23 protein-coding genes and 1 pseudogene are annotated in these 15,329 nt (G+C 64.1%); 2 read left to right on the forward strand and 22 right to left on the reverse strand.

All coding sequences use genetic code 11. The annotated features are described in order from the left end of the window. Positions 1-38 precede the first annotated feature (38 nt). The 3 genes from RS901_RS17550 to RS901_RS17560 are packed head-to-tail and all read right to left on the reverse strand — an operon-like array spanning position 39 to position 2,804. A complete protein-coding gene (locus RS901_RS17550) occupies positions 39-2,171 on the reverse strand; it encodes a terminase gpA endonuclease subunit (RefSeq protein ID WP_316150065.1) in 2,133 nt (710 codons plus the stop codon). Beyond that, positions 2,164-2,553 carry a DUF1441 family protein gene (locus RS901_RS17555; protein WP_316153574.1) on the reverse strand — a complete coding sequence of 130 codons (390 nt, stop codon included), beginning with the start codon at positions 2,551-2,553 and terminating at the stop codon, positions 2,164-2,166. Before RS901_RS17555 ends, RS901_RS17550 begins: the two co-directional genes overlap by 8 nt. 5 nt (positions 2,554-2,558) lie before the next feature. Then, the gene (locus tag RS901_RS17560; protein ID WP_316150066.1) at positions 2,559-2,804 is read right to left on the reverse strand and encodes a hypothetical protein; all 246 of its coding nucleotides are present in this window, start codon (positions 2,802-2,804) and stop codon (positions 2,559-2,561) included. A gap of 722 nt (positions 2,805-3,526) precedes the next feature. On the opposite strand from RS901_RS17560, the gene RS901_RS17565 reads away from it, so the two are divergent. Next, the gene (locus tag RS901_RS17565) at positions 3,527-3,982 is read left to right on the forward strand and encodes a nuclear transport factor 2 family protein (protein ID WP_316150067.1); all 456 of its coding nucleotides are present in this window, start codon (positions 3,527-3,529) and stop codon (positions 3,980-3,982) included. Between the two features lie 386 nt (positions 3,983-4,368). Here RS901_RS17565 and RS901_RS17570 read toward each other — a convergent pair whose 3' ends face one another. The 16 genes and pseudogenes from RS901_RS17570 to RS901_RS17645 form a co-directional block, all read right to left on the reverse strand. Then, complete coding sequence (locus RS901_RS17570) at positions 4,369-4,839, reverse strand: helix-turn-helix domain-containing protein (protein WP_316150068.1); 471 nt, start codon at positions 4,837-4,839, stop codon at positions 4,369-4,371. A gap of 7 nt (positions 4,840-4,846) precedes the next feature. Continuing rightward, positions 4,847-5,263 carry a recombinase gene (locus RS901_RS17575; RefSeq protein ID WP_316150069.1) on the reverse strand — a complete coding sequence of 139 codons (417 nt, stop codon included), beginning with the start codon at positions 5,261-5,263 and terminating at the stop codon, positions 4,847-4,849. Positions 5,264-5,274: 11 nt separating this feature from the next. Further along, positions 5,275-5,802 carry a hypothetical protein gene (locus RS901_RS17580; RefSeq protein WP_316150070.1) on the reverse strand — a complete coding sequence of 176 codons (528 nt, stop codon included), beginning with the start codon at positions 5,800-5,802 and terminating at the stop codon, positions 5,275-5,277. 126 nt (positions 5,803-5,928) lie between these two features. Continuing rightward, a complete protein-coding gene (locus tag RS901_RS17585) occupies positions 5,929-6,471 on the reverse strand; it encodes a hypothetical protein (protein ID WP_316150071.1) in 543 nt (180 codons plus the stop codon). Positions 6,472-6,510: 39 nt separating this feature from the next. Then, complete coding sequence (locus RS901_RS17590) at positions 6,511-6,729, reverse strand: hypothetical protein (protein ID WP_316150072.1); 219 nt, start codon at positions 6,727-6,729, stop codon at positions 6,511-6,513. Beyond that, positions 6,726-7,106 carry a hypothetical protein gene (locus RS901_RS17595; RefSeq protein WP_316150073.1) on the reverse strand — a complete coding sequence of 127 codons (381 nt, stop codon included), beginning with the start codon at positions 7,104-7,106 and terminating at the stop codon, positions 6,726-6,728. The genes RS901_RS17590 and RS901_RS17595 overlap by 4 nt, the downstream gene beginning before the upstream one ends. A gap of 18 nt (positions 7,107-7,124) precedes the next feature. Beyond that, positions 7,125-7,646, reverse strand: a complete 522-nt coding sequence (locus RS901_RS17600) for a hypothetical protein (RefSeq protein WP_316150074.1) — start codon at positions 7,644-7,646, stop codon at positions 7,125-7,127. A gap of 1 nt (position 7,647) precedes the next feature. Further along, complete coding sequence (locus RS901_RS17605) at positions 7,648-8,106, reverse strand: hypothetical protein (RefSeq protein ID WP_316153620.1); 459 nt, start codon at positions 8,104-8,106, stop codon at positions 7,648-7,650. After that, on the reverse strand, positions 8,103-8,543 hold the full coding sequence (locus RS901_RS17610; protein WP_316153622.1) for a hypothetical protein: 441 nt from the start codon (positions 8,541-8,543) through the stop codon (positions 8,103-8,105). Before RS901_RS17610 ends, RS901_RS17605 begins: the two co-directional genes overlap by 4 nt. A gap of 52 nt (positions 8,544-8,595) precedes the next feature. Next, a pseudogene (locus RS901_RS17615) lies at positions 8,596-8,826 on the reverse strand (metallophosphoesterase); the annotation flags it as partial. Next, positions 8,774-9,061, reverse strand: coding sequence for a hypothetical protein (locus RS901_RS17620; protein ID WP_316153624.1), 288 nt, complete (start codon positions 9,059-9,061; stop codon positions 8,774-8,776). The gene RS901_RS17620 and the pseudogene RS901_RS17615, both read right to left, overlap by 53 nt. Further along, positions 9,058-10,134, reverse strand: a complete 1,077-nt coding sequence (locus tag RS901_RS17625) for a hypothetical protein (protein WP_316150076.1) — start codon at positions 10,132-10,134, stop codon at positions 9,058-9,060. Before RS901_RS17625 ends, RS901_RS17620 begins: the two co-directional genes overlap by 4 nt. 2 nt (positions 10,135-10,136) lie before the next feature. Beyond that, the gene (locus RS901_RS17630) at positions 10,137-10,556 is read right to left on the reverse strand and encodes a Ref family recombination enhancement nuclease (RefSeq protein ID WP_316150077.1); all 420 of its coding nucleotides are present in this window, start codon (positions 10,554-10,556) and stop codon (positions 10,137-10,139) included. Between the two features lie 103 nt (positions 10,557-10,659). Beyond that, positions 10,660-11,631 (reverse strand): phage Gp37/Gp68 family protein, encoded by a 972-nt coding sequence (locus RS901_RS17635; protein ID WP_316150078.1) that lies wholly within the window; start codon positions 11,629-11,631, stop codon positions 10,660-10,662. After that, complete coding sequence (locus RS901_RS17640; RefSeq protein WP_316150079.1) at positions 11,628-13,346, reverse strand: DNA cytosine methyltransferase; 1,719 nt, start codon at positions 13,344-13,346, stop codon at positions 11,628-11,630. The genes RS901_RS17635 and RS901_RS17640 overlap by 4 nt, the downstream gene beginning before the upstream one ends. A gap of 13 nt (positions 13,347-13,359) precedes the next feature. Then, complete coding sequence (locus RS901_RS17645) at positions 13,360-13,707, reverse strand: hypothetical protein (RefSeq protein WP_316150080.1); 348 nt, start codon at positions 13,705-13,707, stop codon at positions 13,360-13,362. Positions 13,708-13,837: 130 nt separating this feature from the next. Between RS901_RS17645 and RS901_RS17650 the strand changes: the two genes are divergently transcribed. Next, complete coding sequence (locus tag RS901_RS17650) at positions 13,838-14,017, forward strand: hypothetical protein (RefSeq protein WP_316150081.1); 180 nt, start codon at positions 13,838-13,840, stop codon at positions 14,015-14,017. On the opposite strand, the gene RS901_RS17655 is transcribed toward RS901_RS17650, so the two are convergent. The 3 genes from RS901_RS17655 to RS901_RS17665 form a co-directional block, all read right to left on the reverse strand. Continuing rightward, entirely contained in the window at positions 14,001-14,507 is a 507-nt protein-coding gene (locus RS901_RS17655) for a hypothetical protein (protein ID WP_316150082.1), read from the reverse strand. The two genes, RS901_RS17650 and RS901_RS17655, sit on opposite strands and share 17 nt — an antisense overlap. 34 nt (positions 14,508-14,541) lie before the next feature. Beyond that, entirely contained in the window at positions 14,542-14,907 is a 366-nt protein-coding gene (locus tag RS901_RS17660; protein WP_316150083.1) for a hypothetical protein, read from the reverse strand. A gap of 108 nt (positions 14,908-15,015) precedes the next feature. Continuing rightward, the gene (locus tag RS901_RS17665; RefSeq protein WP_316150084.1) at positions 15,016-15,312 is read right to left on the reverse strand and encodes a YdaS family helix-turn-helix protein; all 297 of its coding nucleotides are present in this window, start codon (positions 15,310-15,312) and stop codon (positions 15,016-15,018) included. Between the last annotated feature and the right edge of the window lie 17 nt (positions 15,313-15,329).

Below are 15,329 nucleotides of genomic sequence, written 5' to 3' on the forward strand. Positions count from 1 at the left end.
GCGGCACACCATCCATGCGCCTGCGGTCAGATTTCGTCTCACCCAATGTACGGCGAACGCGAGACGCGGCGGCGTCGGGGCTGCTGCGTCGGCGCTGGGGCGACGGCCGGTGCGATAGGGGAGTTTTCCTGCATCTCCCGCCGATCTTCCCGCGTGATCAGGTCGCTGTTCTCGGCTAATGGCCGTGCCCACGGCGGGGCCTTGTCCCAATCCTTTAGCTTGTCGAGCGACAGCCGAAGGCAGCCGGCGCGGATGTAACCGGCCAGGTCGAACGCCTCATTCCGCTTGCGCACCTGCTTCCAAACCCCATTCGGCAGACGCACTTCCGACCGGAACATCTCATCGTAGAAGGCCGGCGACAGCCAACTCGGCAGGTGGATGTATCCGGGGCCCGCTTTCTGCCGCTTCAAACCGGTGGAAACCGCGTCTTTCAGTAGGTTCGGGTTCAGCATGTAGAGCGGGATGTCCCCCTCTTTCCCCTTCTTCCCGCCCACCAGCGACTCGCGGATGATGGGCGCAGTCTTGGTGGAGGCGCCCTTCACGAGCATTACGCGGGAGGCGTAACCCTGAATGCGGATGCGACGGTACCAATCGTAGGCCTTGTCCGTAACGCCGTCCTCGCCGCCGGAGTCAACGATGGCAAGCTTGACCTGTAGTTCCTTGCCCTCGACGCTCGTGCGGTACGTCGCGCGCACGACCCGCTCTGTGAGCAGATCCCAGTCTTCGGCATAGGAAGCGGGGTCGATCGGCGCGAACTCCTCTCCCACGCCAGGCCTGGCGGACTCTGTGATGGAGTAGCGGTCGATCAGCCATTGCTCCATGTGAGGGCCGATAGCGTGCGCCTGCACCACGAACCGGGCGTTTGCGCCGCCCTGGACGTCGACCGACACCATCACGCAGCGCGCCTCATCGGGGATGATATACCGCTGCAGGTCGTCTTCCTTGCGGCTGGACGGGTCCGCGCTGTTGCGAGCGGCTTCGGCCAGCAGTCGGGACATATAAGGCATGCCCTGGTCGACGTTGACCGTGTTCTTGATCTGTTCCTCGTCGCCGCTGAGCTCATATTGGCGCAGCGCGGTAAAATAGCGCAGCAGCAGCGACTTCCACGACTGGTATGCCGCAGCCACACCGCCCATCCAATAGCCGACGACTGGGGTGACGAATCCCTCCCCTATCAATTCGTCATCAGCAGTGAGGCGCTGCCCTTCGGCCAGCCACCGTCCGCCTTTATTGAAAGCCGGCTTCTTTTCCGGCCCGTGCAACGCGCCGCAGTGCGGGCAGATGATCCGGTTGTACTGGTCCGCCAAGGCGTTTATGTCTCCCTCGCGTACCATCTGCCCGAGTTGATCGTCTGGCGGCAGACCGAACAGGCTCATCCCGGGCGCGGCCTCGAACCATTCGCTGCAGTCGGGGCACTTCCAGTACCACCGGCGGCGGTCGGTACCGTTGTAAAGCCCGAGGATGCCTTTCGTCGGCGGCGCCTCGTGCGGCGTGGCCGGCTGCCAGTTCGGATCTGTAAGGTCGCGGCCCGGTGAGGACTCGGCCATCGCCATGCCGCGGGACATGAACGTGGTCGTTCGCTTCACGACGAATGGGAACAGCGCACCCTCGCCCCCGATGTCATCGGCAATGCGGTCGTAATCGGTCACCGCGCCGTAGCGGTACGTCGAGCCCGACACGTTGGATACCGTGGGCCACGCAATGCGTAGCCACATGCCGTGCTTGAACTGCTTGTCGTGCACGGTATCGTCCTGGCTCGCCGTAGACTTCATGGCCGCGAGGTTCGGCGAGTGACGCAGCGCGCGGTCGATGTCCGTCTTGGAGAACTCGCGCGCCTTGTCCTGCGACATTTGGATAACAAGCATGTCGCCCGGGTCGTTCACCACGGCGTGCGACATCCACCCCAGAAGCAGTCCGCCTGTCTTGCCCGTGCGTGCGGGGCCGACGAACACCAAGGCCTCGTGCCGTCGACTGGCGAGCATGTCCATCGGCTCGACCATGTAGGGCGTCTCGTCGGGGGACCAGGGTGTCGCCGGGCCGCCGGTTTGCTTAATGATCAAGTTCTGCGCTGCGCCCTCGCTCACGGATACCCGCTTCGGCGGCCGGAAGGCGGCATAGGGGCTGATGACATCGGCCAGCGCCACGTCGTAGTGTTGGGAGTCGTCAAGCATCGGTGGCCTCCATCCGTTCAAAGACAGCAGCCAGCTCGCCAAGCGCCTCATCAATCTGTCGCCCCACTTCCTCCGCGACTTCCGGCGCCAGAGCGAGACGGCGCTCGAGGTGATCGGGCAGCGAGCGCAGGGTCTGGGCGATGGTGGCGTAGGCCGTAGCGGTCGCCTGAATGACCGCAGATCGCGCCACGTATTCGCCACTCTTGACCTTGAACTCCAACTCGTTCAGGTCGGCCTTCGCCGATTCGTTGCGCGCCCGGGCCTCCTCGAAATCTTCGATTGCCTCCGGCTTCACGTAGTCTTTCGGCTTCCGGCCAGCGCCGGGGCGGGCGCCGCCGTGGCCATTACCCCTAGTTGCGCGGGGCTGCATCGTCTCGCTCATCAGCGTCAACCCCCTGCGCCAGTGCCGCCAGCCGGGGAAAGGCTGGCCACAGGACCGGTCAGCCAGGCATGCAACTCGGCCGCGCGCACAAAGACAAGCCCGCGTTCGCCCAGCTTGATCAGATTGACGGGAATGTCTCCCCGCTTGATTGACGCCTCCAGCAGGTCAACGGAAATGCCGACCACGGCGGCGGCAGCGGCGATCCGGTAGAGCCCAGGCGGCGCGGACGGCGCAACTTGATTAATTTCCATGCCCGCATGGTGCGATTTCCAGTGCTGGAGCGTCCTGCGGCTGGATTTCGGGGGCTGGCGAGAACGTTTCGGGGTTAGAGCGACCGTTTCGCGGCTGGCCCATGGGAATGCCCGCCGGAATCAAGATTGAAAACCCGAAAAACTCCCGAAGGTCGCGCCTCTTCGGCCCCGCACGTAGCCCGACCTCGTCGGGGCCCCCGCCTGCCTCGGGGCCGTCGCCGCTGGTTCCACCTTGCACGGCGCGGGTCTGAGCCACCGATGGGCTGGCGGCCTGCCCTCACCTGTCCGGCATGAGGACCGGCCCGGTGCTGGTGCCGTGGCAGGCGGTACACCTTGCGTCGACGACGGGACGAGGCATTGAATCACCTCTCTATCTATATAGAGAGGCGCCCTCGAGGCAGGGCAGTCAATGACCCATGGGTTCATCGCCGATCTGCGGGGGGGGCTGAGGGTCGCAGAACGACCCATCTCGGTCATCCGTGCTTCTCCTTGCGAACGGCCGAAGATCGGCACATAGCGGACTCGAGCAACCGCAAAGGTGACTTGTCGCTTGGTGGCACTATCCAAAGAAGTCCCCTTGTTACGTGCGAGGACGTACATACGCGGCTGCATGGCGGCATCATAGATTGGCCTGGCTGCACGTGAGGTACCTTCGTCACCCTCGGCGGAGTAGCCCAGGAAAGCTGCCTTCTTTTCGTACTGGAGTCCCACGGAGCATGCTCATGAGAATAATCAATCTCGTTGTGTCGGCATTCATCTCGGCCTTGACGCTGGCTGCACCGCTGGCGTTAGCACAAGACGGTAACGTCAAGCAGCAAATCTCTGCGTTGTCAGATGAGATGATCCAGGCAAACCTGAAAGGCGATGCCAGCTTCTATCAGAAGTACTACGCCGACGACGCCACAATCATCCACGGCAACGGCAAGCTGTTCACGAAGGATCAGGACATCGCGGATCTCAAGTCCGGTGCTCTAAAGTACGAATCAATCGACGTGCGAGAAAAGACGATTCGTGTGTACGGCGATACGGCGGTCGTTCACCTTCTGCTCACCTTCAAAGGCTCGCTCAGCGGGCAAGCGTTTGATCCGATCAACCTTCGCAGAACGGTGGTTTGGGTCAAGCAGCAGGGAAACTGGAAGGTTGTCGCGTGGCAGGTAACGCGAGCAGAGAACAAGTAAGCATTTGGCTGACATTTGCCGGGTGTTGGGGGGGCACCGGGTCCAGTCAGCCATCGATGTCACCCGGCCTCCAGGGCTGGTCAACGAAAGGTTGCGGCGACGCGTGCGCACCCTCAGCGCTACCGATCTACATGTCCGCCACTCGGCTGAAACGGTCAGTGGCTCGTCATATGTTGACCGTCTAAAACTGGCCGGATTGCGTCGTTCTCGACCGGCCGAGGCCGACCGAGGCTCGGCCATCGACTTTCCTCCGGCCGGACGATGGCCTTTGGCCCATCTCGGTCGGATGTTCCCGATCCGGGCGACCGTCCCCGGAATTCGGCGATGAACCAAAAAGAGCCGCTGGCTGGTGAACTGGGGGAACTGCGTCGGGTAGAGCGCTGGACTTAAGAGAGTGGCAGCGCCAGTTGGACGGCAGAGATGGATTGGCTGGGGCGTTGGGATTGGGCCTTGGCGCGCTGGCTGCGCCCCCGAGCCCGCAGGACGCTAGGGATCAGCCCCTTGCTCTGGACGTGGGTGCGGAGTTGCTGTACCCGGCGCTCGGTGATACCGAATTCGGCGGCTATCTCGCTCGTACCCGCGCCGCGCGCCAAGCGTTCGGCGATCAAGCGGTCACGACGCTCCATCGCGTCGAGGTGTCCGCCGGGAATCCAGAGCGTCTCGCTCCCATATGCGGCAACCAGGCGGCGGAAGGCAGCATGCCCGATCAGGCGGGCGACGGGGTGGTTCTCGTCTGCCGTGGCCGGGATGTACAGGTTGGCACCGCCGAACCAGGCCACCAGAAGCGAGGTGGCGGTGTAGCCGATCTCAGCACTCACATCCTCCAGCACTCCGTTTGCCTTGGTTCTGTCCATCATGTCCCCGTCAGTCAAAGACAACCCCGTAGGTGGAAGCGGCATGCGCCTCGACCTGCCTCATGTATTCCGCCATCGCGCCGACAGTGATCTCGCCGCGGGCGATCGATGGCTCGACCAGCACGATCCGGCCGTCCGACAGGCGATGCTCCTTCGGCGGCAGGAACATCTCCTTCATGGCCTTGTGCCACGTCGCCTTGGTGAAACGACAGCCAGCGACCACCGCCTGCTCGGCGATCGGCTCGATCACCGCTTTCCAGTAGAAGCGCACCTGCTCTTCGGTGCGGTCCGCACCGTCATCCACCAGTATCACCCGGAGGGGTCGTCCGTCGCCGGCCATCGCCGGGGCGGCCGCCTTGACGGTGTCAACCACCGCCCGCCAGTCGGCCCGGCCCCGCAGGGTGAACTCCCGATAGATATTGGTCACGCTGGCTCGTCTTACTGGCGCTGCGCGAAGCTGGCGGAGCAGTTGATCGCGACGGCGTTGGTCTTGTCGCCCGGGCCAGCAGTGCCACCAGATGTCCACGAGATGTACCCGTTGCAGGCAATGGCCACGTCCAGGTTCTCAGGCGGATCGCTCAGCAGCGCGAGATTGGCGTCGACGTTCGCGAGGATGGCTTCGCGGTCGCGCTCGTGGACCGGCTGCTGCGCGACGACCTTGTCGAGCTCGGCGACGAGGACTGCGCGGGCTGCGGCTTTGGTTGCGGCTTTGGCGGAGATGGAATAGATCATTTGCATGGTTCCTGTGGTGTGGCCGCGCTTCGGTATGGGCGCGCGACCTATGCCCGGTTCACTTTCCTTTGCTGCTTCGGCGCGTGCCTTAGTCAGGGTGGGCGTCTTTGCCACTGCGCACGCGATCTGCTGGCAGCGCATCCGGCTGATTCCGTAAGCGGCGGCCGCGACCGCCAAGGATTTGCCATCAATGACCAGCATGTGGTGGATGGCGCGGTTTCGATCTGCTTTCATCTCTGCTGCAGGTAGACATCGATCGGACCGAGCTCGAGTACGGCGCGACCGCGAGGCGCGCGCCAGTATCCGAAACCCCAGCGGAGCGGGTTGAATCCGCGGAACTTGATGCGCATGGCGGTTCCTTCAGCGCCGCGGGCTGTAGCTACCCGGGCGGGATGTATAGGTCGGCATCGACGGGCGCGGTGCTGGTGCTGGCGCTGCCTTGGCCTGGCTGAATCCGGAGCCATAGGTCACCTTCGGCGTTGGCGCGGGCGGCGCGCCGTAAGCGAACGGCTTTGCGGCCGGCGGCGTAGCGGGTGCGGCCTTGGGCGGCGGGCTGGCTGGTGCGGCAGCAGCCACAGGTGCCGGAGCCGGGGCCGCGGCAGGTGCCGGCAGCGCGGCTCGCTCGCGCACGTAATAGCGGCGCTCGATCACCTGCTGGGCAGGCGAGGCAGTGGCATGGTTGCTGCGGGCCGAGCCCATCATGTAGCCCAGCGCACCACCCAGCAGCATGTCCTTGATGCCGCTGTCGGCCGGCGCTGCTTGGTTGTTCACGATAACTGGCTGGCCCGGTGCGGCTGCAACGGCCGGCGTTGCCTGCGCGGCTTGCGGAGGGGCCGGCGGTGCCGGATGGTCGCTGCAAGCGGCTGCCACCAAGGCGAACAACATCACGAAGAGGCGTTTCATCTCATTTCTCCTATTGTGGCGCCGGTCTGGCGCCGAATCTTATGGAAGTACCTTGTCCAGCCAGTACCGATATGCCGCCGGCCAAATATGGCCACCCAACACATCGCACACGGTCTTGTAGGGGATGCCCATTTGGTGTGCGATCGTCGGCGCGGCCTGGGTACGGCCCTCGACAAAGAATCGCTCGAAGATCTCCATGGCCTGGGCATAGGTCACGCCCTCGCGCTGCTCTTGGCGCGCCGGCAGCGCGGCTATCACTTGAGTTCGTAATCGTTGATTAGCGTCGACGGCTTGAACACCACGCGGTAGTGGTAGACGTTGGCCGGGGCCGCCTCCATTTGCTCGATGAAATACGTCACGTTGTCGGACAGGCCCAGCAGGTGGCGCTTGAACGTGCCCGCGCCGGTCTTACAGGTGATCGACAGCTTGCGGTCGGTGCTGGTGTCATCCTTCGAGCACAGCCCCTCAATGGTGAGCATGTAGTCGTTGGTGATGCCGTTGTAGAAGACGATGCGGCGGTTCAACTCGAAGTTGTCGGCAGCCGTGGCCAGGTTGCGCGAGGCGACACGGGAATCGTTCTGGCCGCAGGCAGCCAGGGCGAATACAGCAGCAGCAAGGATTAGGGTTTTCTTCATGTTCTCTCTATGGTTGGGTTATGCCGCCAGCGCAAAGCGCTTCGTGCCTTCCTTCTGAACCTTCACCACTGCACCAGCCTCCAGCCGGCGCACGGCCTCTTGTATCGCCCACGTGTACTGGCGCTTGGTCACGCGCTCCAGCAGCATTTCGTACAGGCGCATGCCCTCGTTGAGGTCCGGCAGTTCGCCGATACCGAAGCCGAGGCGGCAGTAGCCGGGGCTATCCGGGTTCTTGCAGCGCTCGGCCACGCCGATCATCGCGTTCTGCGCGGCATAGACCACTTCCAGCGCTACTTCCTTGTTGCCGGCGTTCTCGCACAGCATCTGGGTGGTGTTCAGTGCATTGACGATGGTGTGCCAGTCCTCGGGGCAGCCAGTGCCTCGGGTCATGGATCGGATGGCGCCATGCAGGGAAATGAGGATGCTGGCGCGCTGGTGGTCGGGCAGCGGGCGGTCGCTCTCGTAGAGCAGCGGCAGCACGTCCTTGCGGATCTCACGCGGCTGGTACTTCTTGTCGCGCTTCTTCTTGGTCGTGGCCATATCAGATTTCCTCTTCAATCCAGCCTGCGTCACCCTTGCCTGCCGGGTAGACGAACTTGAAAACCAGCGGGTAGAGCGCGGCGGCTACCTTCATCTTGGCCCGCGCATCGTCCTCGATCATTGCCTTGGCACCCTTCACATCCCGCATCTCCAGGATCCCGGCGTCAGTCATCACCGCGAAATCGACCGTGATGGAAGTGTTCTTGGCGAGCATCAACTTGACGCCCTCGAAGTTCCACCACAGCACGGCGCCGGCCAGCTTCTGCTGGTCGAGATAGACGGCATACCGGGTCTCGGTTTTATTCATCGTGCCGCGCGGCAGCCTGCCCTTTGCCTGATTGCGCTTCAGCACCGCGGCGGCGCGGTCGGCTTTCGACTGAGCGGCCGGCGCCGCCGGCCTGGGCTGGCGCGCCTGGTGCGCGGCCAGTTGTTCTGGCGTCCAGCGAATGGCGGCTGTCATGCCTTGGTTTCCCATTGCAGGCGCTTGCGGAGGTCGACCGGCCGGAGGGTGGCCGCGTCCAGAATGGTGAAGTCCCGCCCGCGCAGCCAGCCGCCTGTATCGATGTAAAGCACGTTGCCGAGGCTCGTGAAGCGCTCCACCGGCGTATGACCGACCACCACCGCAAGCACGCCGCCCACGGTCTCGTGCTCCATTGCCGTGATGCGGTCGCGCGACCACTGCGCCAGGTCGATGATGCTGTCGCGCACGTTCTTGGAGAGGGTCCGATCCTCCAGCGCGCCCGTGAACTGCTGCCATGACGGGAACGGGCAGTCTGCGTGGACGATGCCCACCAGGCCGGCGTCGGTCTTGATCTCGATAGCGATCGGCAGCGCAGCGAAGGCTGCGGCGATCTCCAGCTGAGTCTCGCGCGGGTTGGCGACGTTCCACCCGCTCACCGTTCGCCGCGTAGTTGCTGGTCATCATGTGGCCGTTCGGCCAGCGGATTGCCATATCCTCATGGTTGCCGCACACAGCATGGAACCAGGGCCGTGCCAGCCACTCGAGCGCGAGGTCGCTTTCCGGGCCCCGGTCGACCAGATCGCCGACGCTGAACAGCCGGTCGCGAGCCGGGTCGAAGCCGATGTCGTCGAGGTGCGCCTGCAGGCGGCTGAAATGGCCGTGGATGTCACCGACGATGAGATCGCGCCCTCTGGTGTTGCGCTCGAAATGTTTGATCATGCTCCCTTGCTCCTATCCACTGACGGCGCTGGGCCGCCTGCTCTTCCGATACGGCCACGTGCTTGTCGCAGGCCCGCGCTTCGGCGCCGATCCAGCGCAGCGCCAGCGTTTCTTCCAGGCACCGGCCCATTCCAACCCGGGCATGCGCCCTGTCGCTGGCCTCCAGGTGCGCCTCTCCGGCACTGGTGCGGGGCTTCAAAGTGAAGTGCTGGCACGTAATGCATTGGTTGCTCATGCCGCCTCCTGCTCTGATGGGTAGAAGAAAGCGAGGATCCGGGCATGCATGGCTTCGTCGCACTCTGTCTCTCGCAGGAGCTGCTGGCGCCATGGGCCTTCCCCGGCGCGCTTGAAGACGCGGACCTTGAACGACATGAACAGCTCGCCCTCGCCCTCCTTCCAGACGAGGCTCAGTTCGGCGGCTTTCGCCTTGATCCCCTCGATGCAGTTCCACCACTCGGCGGCAGCCTGCGTCGGCATGGCTGGGCCGGCCGGCTTGCCGGCGGCAGCGGCAGCAGCCTTAGCGGCCTGCTCCCGCGCCGTGCGAATCATCCCGAGGATGTAGCCCGCATTGGGCTTGTCACCCGGCTTCTTCATCCCGAACACTTCCACCGCCTCGGCGATCTCCTGGTCGGACACGGCGAGCCGGACCATCTCGATCACGTCGGCGTGGTTGCTGGTCACGGTCATGCCGTAGGTCTTGCGCAGCAGGATGGCCAGCTGCACGGGCCGCGGGTTTTCCTCGCCAGTCGTTGCGTTCAGCAGGTGTGATGTGGCGGCGAGCGCAGGCTCGCCGGGGATCATCACATCAGGAATCCGGGTAGGGGTATCCGGTATCAGGGATCCGGAATCAGGAATCAGCCCGGCTTGTTCCTGCGAAGGTGGTGCCTCGTCTGGTGCCGGCACCGGAAAATCCAGTGCTGGCACCAGAGCCTGCGCCGGCGCTGGAACAGAATCCGGTACCTGCACCGGAATTTCCGGTGCTTGGCCCGGTGCAGGGATGGTGCTTGCCGCCTCCTTGATGTGCGGATTCTGGTGCTTGCCCCAGTTCACCACCTGGATATACCGCTTTCCACCGACCTCGTAGCGCTCAATGAAGCCGCTGGCCGCCAGCATCGTGAGCGCCTGCTCGCAGTCCACGCTGTCGGCGGGGAATATCTCCATCTTGATCTTCTTCGGGCGGTCCTCCAGACGGCCTTCCCGGTCAGCAATAGTCCATAGCCCAATAAACAGCAGGCGTACCTCGAACGGCAATTCGACCAGTTCGTCGTTGCTAAAGAACCCCGGCTTGATGTTTCGTGCCCTAGCCATAATCAATCTTCCAATGCGGGCAGGTACGCCTTCAGGAGCGCCTGCGTCTCGGCAACCAGATCGGCCTCATCGAAGCCATACGCGGCGGCGAAGGCCTTGACGCCCATGCCGTGGATGCCGGTGTTGCCGCGGTGGTGCTCCGGGCAAAGTGGGATGGCATCGCGGTGCGCGGCGCGCTGGCCCATGCCCGTGCCCTTGCGCGGGTGATGGATCTCGGCAGGCGTCGCACCCAGGCCCAGCCGGCGGCAGCAGGCGCAGCCGAGGGCGGCGACGTGGTCGAGGTAGGTGCGCTCCGCCTTCTTCGCGCGCTTCTTCCCCTTCTTCTTGAAGGGGCTGGGAACCAAGCCGGCGGTCTGCCTCAACCAGGTGGTGGACCTGAGCGGCGTGCGGCGCTGGATTGGCTTCGAGCTGCGACCGATCACGATGCGTCCTTGACCTTGCGAGCGCGCGGCGGGCGCATCCAGGCGCCCGTCATGAAGTCCATCCAGGCGGCGTAGCCCATGAAGGTCCAGATCTGAGCGAAGATCATGCGACGCCCTCCGGGAATCCATCGTGCTGAATGCCGTCCAGCGAACGGCCCGCGGCCTTCTTGCCAAAGCGATATACGTCAGGCGCATCGTCGACGTGCATCTGCTCGCCTTGCTTAGGCGTGATGCCACCGAAATCCCACTCATTGGCGAAAAACCACGCGGCCTGTTCGGTGCGTGTCTGCGGGCCGGGAGCGTTTTCGCCCGGCGCCCACTCACCCCATTGCTTGAACAGGAACGGCACGCCGGCGGCCGAGCACTGATCGCGCAAGCTACGGGCCCAGTCGGGGTGCATGGGCCGCGCGCCAGGGCCGCTCTCGCCACCGACGATCACCCAGTGAATGCCCTGCGGCATGCCGACTGCACGCCCTTCGCGCGTGATGTGCTTCGGGAACCCGAAGGCACGGCGCATCAGTTTCAAGTCGACCGGCCCCAGCAGCGGCTCCATGGACAGGAACCGCACGCGCGCCGGCGCGTCCAGCAGCTTCGGGATGTCGCGGTCGGCCTCGGCCTGGTTGACGATGGTCGCGCCAAGCCAGACGTGCGCCGGCCAGTCGCCGTTCAGCCAGTCGATCGGCACCATGCTGCTGACGTTGCCGATGCGCTTGGTCAGCAGCAGCCAGTCGAGGTTCGGCGTGTGATTGATCAGCTCAAGCAGATCCTCGCGCCACGCCTGGTCGACCGCGTTGTCGAACACGTCGGCCAGGCTGGAGCAGAAGACGCGCTGCCGGCGGCCATGCTCGGCGAAGAACTCGGCATGCCGGTCGCTCCACGCCAACGGCTTGCGCCAGTTGGCGGCCGACGTGCGGCGCCGCGGTGCGCCCGGGCCCCAGTTCACCGCAGTGCCGCCGGCGAAGCGCGCATTGCGCGTCTCGGCGTAGCAGTGGTCGCAGCCGGGGCCGACCTTCTGGCAGCCTTCCCAGGGATTAAATGTGTGGTCTGTCCACTCGATCTTGCTGTTCTCGCTCATGCTGCGACTCCGATCTTGACTTCGCGTTTCGTCCAACTCGCCATCTCCGGCACATTGGCGCGCACCAGAGCGGCCGCCATCGGCGGGCTGACGCTGTTGCCGCACATGCGCACTTGCGCGTGCTTTGGCAGCCGCCGACCGTTGATCTCCGGCGCGATCACGTAGGAGGTCGGGAACCCCTGGGCTGCGTAGAGCTCGTGCGGCTCCAGCATGCGCATTCCGATGTCGGCGATCTGGTACTGCTCACCGGCCACGGTCACCAGGCCGAGCCGGTCCTTGGTCGGGATGGTGTGCATCGGGTCGCGGCAGTCCTGATCCTGGCCGCCCTCGCTGTAGTACTTCACAAGGAAGGCGCGGACATCGCCGATGTGCGTGCCGCCGCCGGTGATCGTGGCCACCGGCTCATCGGCAGCGCTGCCCGTGCATTCGCCGCGCAGCTTCACCAGGTTGGAGGCAACCAGACACGTGTCAGCTTTGGCTGTCAGGGTCTGCGCAGGCTCGCTGGTGTCGCGTGGTCGGCTCTGGCCGGCTCTGCCGCCGCAGCCGACTAGCTGAGCCGCAACCAGCGCGTGGTGGTCGACGGTGGTAACTGTGCTGGCCGGATCGCGCAGATTGACGCCAGGACCTTCATAGTTGCCGCCATAGTGCTTCGCCATGAAGGCGGAAACGAGCGCGTGCTTAGCGCCACCGGCGACCACTGTGCCGAGCGGCTTATCCAATCCGGGCGCGCGCGGCGCTTGGCCAGGCCGTTCGCCGTAGCCCGTCTGGACCAGCGTGGCGGAGGCCAGCGCGAAGTGCCCGCCCTTGACCTCGGCGCACTGCGTGCGCAGCGGCTCGTCGGCGCGGAAGCTGCGCTGGCCGGACGCGTTGGCGCACTCGGTCAAGATCGGCGCCGCGGCGCTGGCCGGCAGCTTCACCACATACGGATCGGCGGCATCGATGACATACCGGCGCAGGCCGCGCGCGATCCGGCGCTGCGTGGCCTCGGCCAGCGGGCGGGCGCGCTCGAAGATCGACGGGCAAGGGATCGACCAGTCTATGCACTCGGCGGCAGTGCGCCACGGCTTGCGCTGCTTCGCCTTCACCGTGGCACTGTCCGGCGCACCGTGCGTCGGCTCCGGCCAGACGATCGGCTGGCCGTCGCAGCGCGCGATCAGGAACAGCCGCTTCCGGATGGTCGGCGCACCGAAGTCGCAGGCGCGCAGTTCGCGCCATTCGACGGCGTAGCCCTTCTCATGCAGCTGGCGCACGAAAGAGCGGAAGGTGTCGCCCTTGCGCTTCGGGCACGGGTTCCCGTTGGCCAGCACCGGGCCCCACGTCTGGAACTCTTCGACGTTCTCCAGAATGATCACGCGCGGCCGGACTAGCGCGGCCCAGCGCATGGCCACCCAGGCCAAGCCGCGAATCTTCTTGTCGCGCGGCTTGCCACCCTTGGCCTTGCTGAAGTGCTTGCAATCGGGGCTGAACCAGGCGAGGCCAACAGGCCGACCCTTCACCAGGTCGAGCGGGTCCACGTCCCACACGCTTTCGCAGTGGTGTTCGGTCTGCGGGTGGTTCATGGTGTGCATGGCCACCGCCTCGGGGTCATGGTTGATGGCGATGTCGACGTGCCGGCCGAGTGCGAGTTCAATGCCGCAGCTCGCTCCCCCGCCACCGGCGAAGTTGTCCACGATGATTTCGGGCGCGATGTCGAGCAGGAATTGGTCGCGAATCATGCTGCTGCCCTCGTTACAGAGCTACGGCCGTGGCCGGAGCAGTGTTCGAGGGTTCGGCAGCCAGCTTCAGCAGTTCCTGCCACTTGCCGGTGTAAATGTCCTTGATTCTGCCGCAGACGACTAGGCGATTGGCGTCGAGCAGTTCGCGCACGCGACCGCAGACACTGGACATCTTCATGTTCGTGCGACGTGAGATTTCCTCGCGCGTCAGGCGCGTCTCCCTGGCGCTAGTAGCGCCATCGAATGCGTCGATCACCATCTGCTGGGTCGCGCTGAGATCCTTGACGGTCAAGGAGTGGTACGAGTCGAACTGCGTGCCCGAGACACGGCGGCCCGAGCGGGTGCTGTAAATTTGTTCCATCAAATCCCCCGGAATTTCGGCAGCGATACCCCACCTATTGGTGGGGCCGCCGCCCTGTTTGGTGCGTACCCGCTTCCATGGAACAATTGAGAGCCCTCACCTTCTCAACAGCCCAACGAAAGGGGTACGCATGGAAATCGAAAACGCTCGGTCCACCGCAACCAAGCTTCTTGCTCTCTTGCTTGAGCGCCAACCCAACATGCTTGATGCCCAGTCTGGTGTCGGCATCGGCAATGGCGCCGACGTGGCAAAGTTCTGCTCAGACTTTGTAGAGGCCTACGCGACGTACTTGGTCAATCGAAGCAAGTAACGGCGTTCAGCGCCAGGAAGGCCTCGGTCAAGATCTTCCTGGCACTGTCAAGCTCTTCATTGCTCGCGGGCCCACGCGCGAGATCGCAGAGCAGCCCCGCAATCAGTGAACTCTGCTGCGTCGTCAATCGGTCCGCAGCCGTCCAAGTCTTTGCCCCGGTGAGCGGATCCACCTCACGCTGGACATCCGCTCGGCCCAAATGGATATGCACTTCCTTTGTTGCGGACTTTTCTCCCGATGCGAGCGGGGAAGGATTGAGTCCGATCTCTCCGTAGTTGCGCGGGACCTTCGTGCCAGTTGCGAGGCACTCGACCAACACCTGCAGTGCCTCGCTCGTACGGCACGAGTACGTCTCGATTGGATGGGCCTTCCTGCCGGGCGCGAACAGTGCGATACCGTAGGACGTGCCCTGAATGTCGATGGCAATCGTGCAGCCGTCGCGAGGGAAATCGTCGGTGAGGTAGATCGGGTGGGGCTTCTTTACTGGCATTAAAAACTCCTAAACAGGTTTCGGCGCGCTGCGGTCAGGCAGCCTTCATTGCCTCGATTTGCGATTCCAGCTCGCGGATGCGGCGCTCTTCGCTCGTTTCGCGGCTGGTGACGAAGCCGCAGACGCTGTCTTCGTACTGGCGAATGGCCCAGTTGCCGCAGAGGGCCTGGAACTTGATGCGGAAGTCGAACGGCAAGTACTTCTTCCCGCTCAGGATGTTGGAGAGGTGCGATTTCGGCATGCCCAAGATGGCCGCTGCGTCCGAGATCGAATAGCGGACGCGACGCTTCGCCCAGCAAAGGACCGTTGCATCTGCCTCGTGGCGCAGGCGTGCGATCAGGAAATCCGCAACCATCTGAGGCTCTCCCACGACTTCGAAAAACGGCATTTCTCGTTGCATCGTTCGCTCCCCCACACAAGTTCCACTTGTTCCGCCTAGCGTTCCACGTACCCACCAGCGTCAAATGAAGGCGTCACATCGGACGCCTCAATGAAAACTGCGAACCGCCTACTTCTTCCGCGTTCTGCTCGACGTGCCGACTGGCGGCTGGGTGTCGTCGGATTTGGTGGTTGGATCGTTACTAGTTGCGAGTTCCGGCCAGACGGCTGCCCAATCGTCCCGGAGGTCTTTGCGCCGAACCGCTCCATGCGATTCGCGCTCGATGGCAACACACAGTTCGCAGCGGAACTTCTGTTTGGCGCTACGGGCCTTTCGCATGTAGCCCTCAGACGTGCCACAGCGCGCCGCAAAGTCGGCGCGATCACGCTTGTCTAAGCTGTTGAGGTAGAAGATGAGCTTGTCCATGCACCGTATATTACTTG

The sequence above is a fragment of the Cupriavidus sp. BIC8F genome, from assembly GCF_032465815.1.
Classification (GTDB): Bacteria; Pseudomonadota; Gammaproteobacteria; order Burkholderiales; family Burkholderiaceae; genus Cupriavidus; species Cupriavidus necator.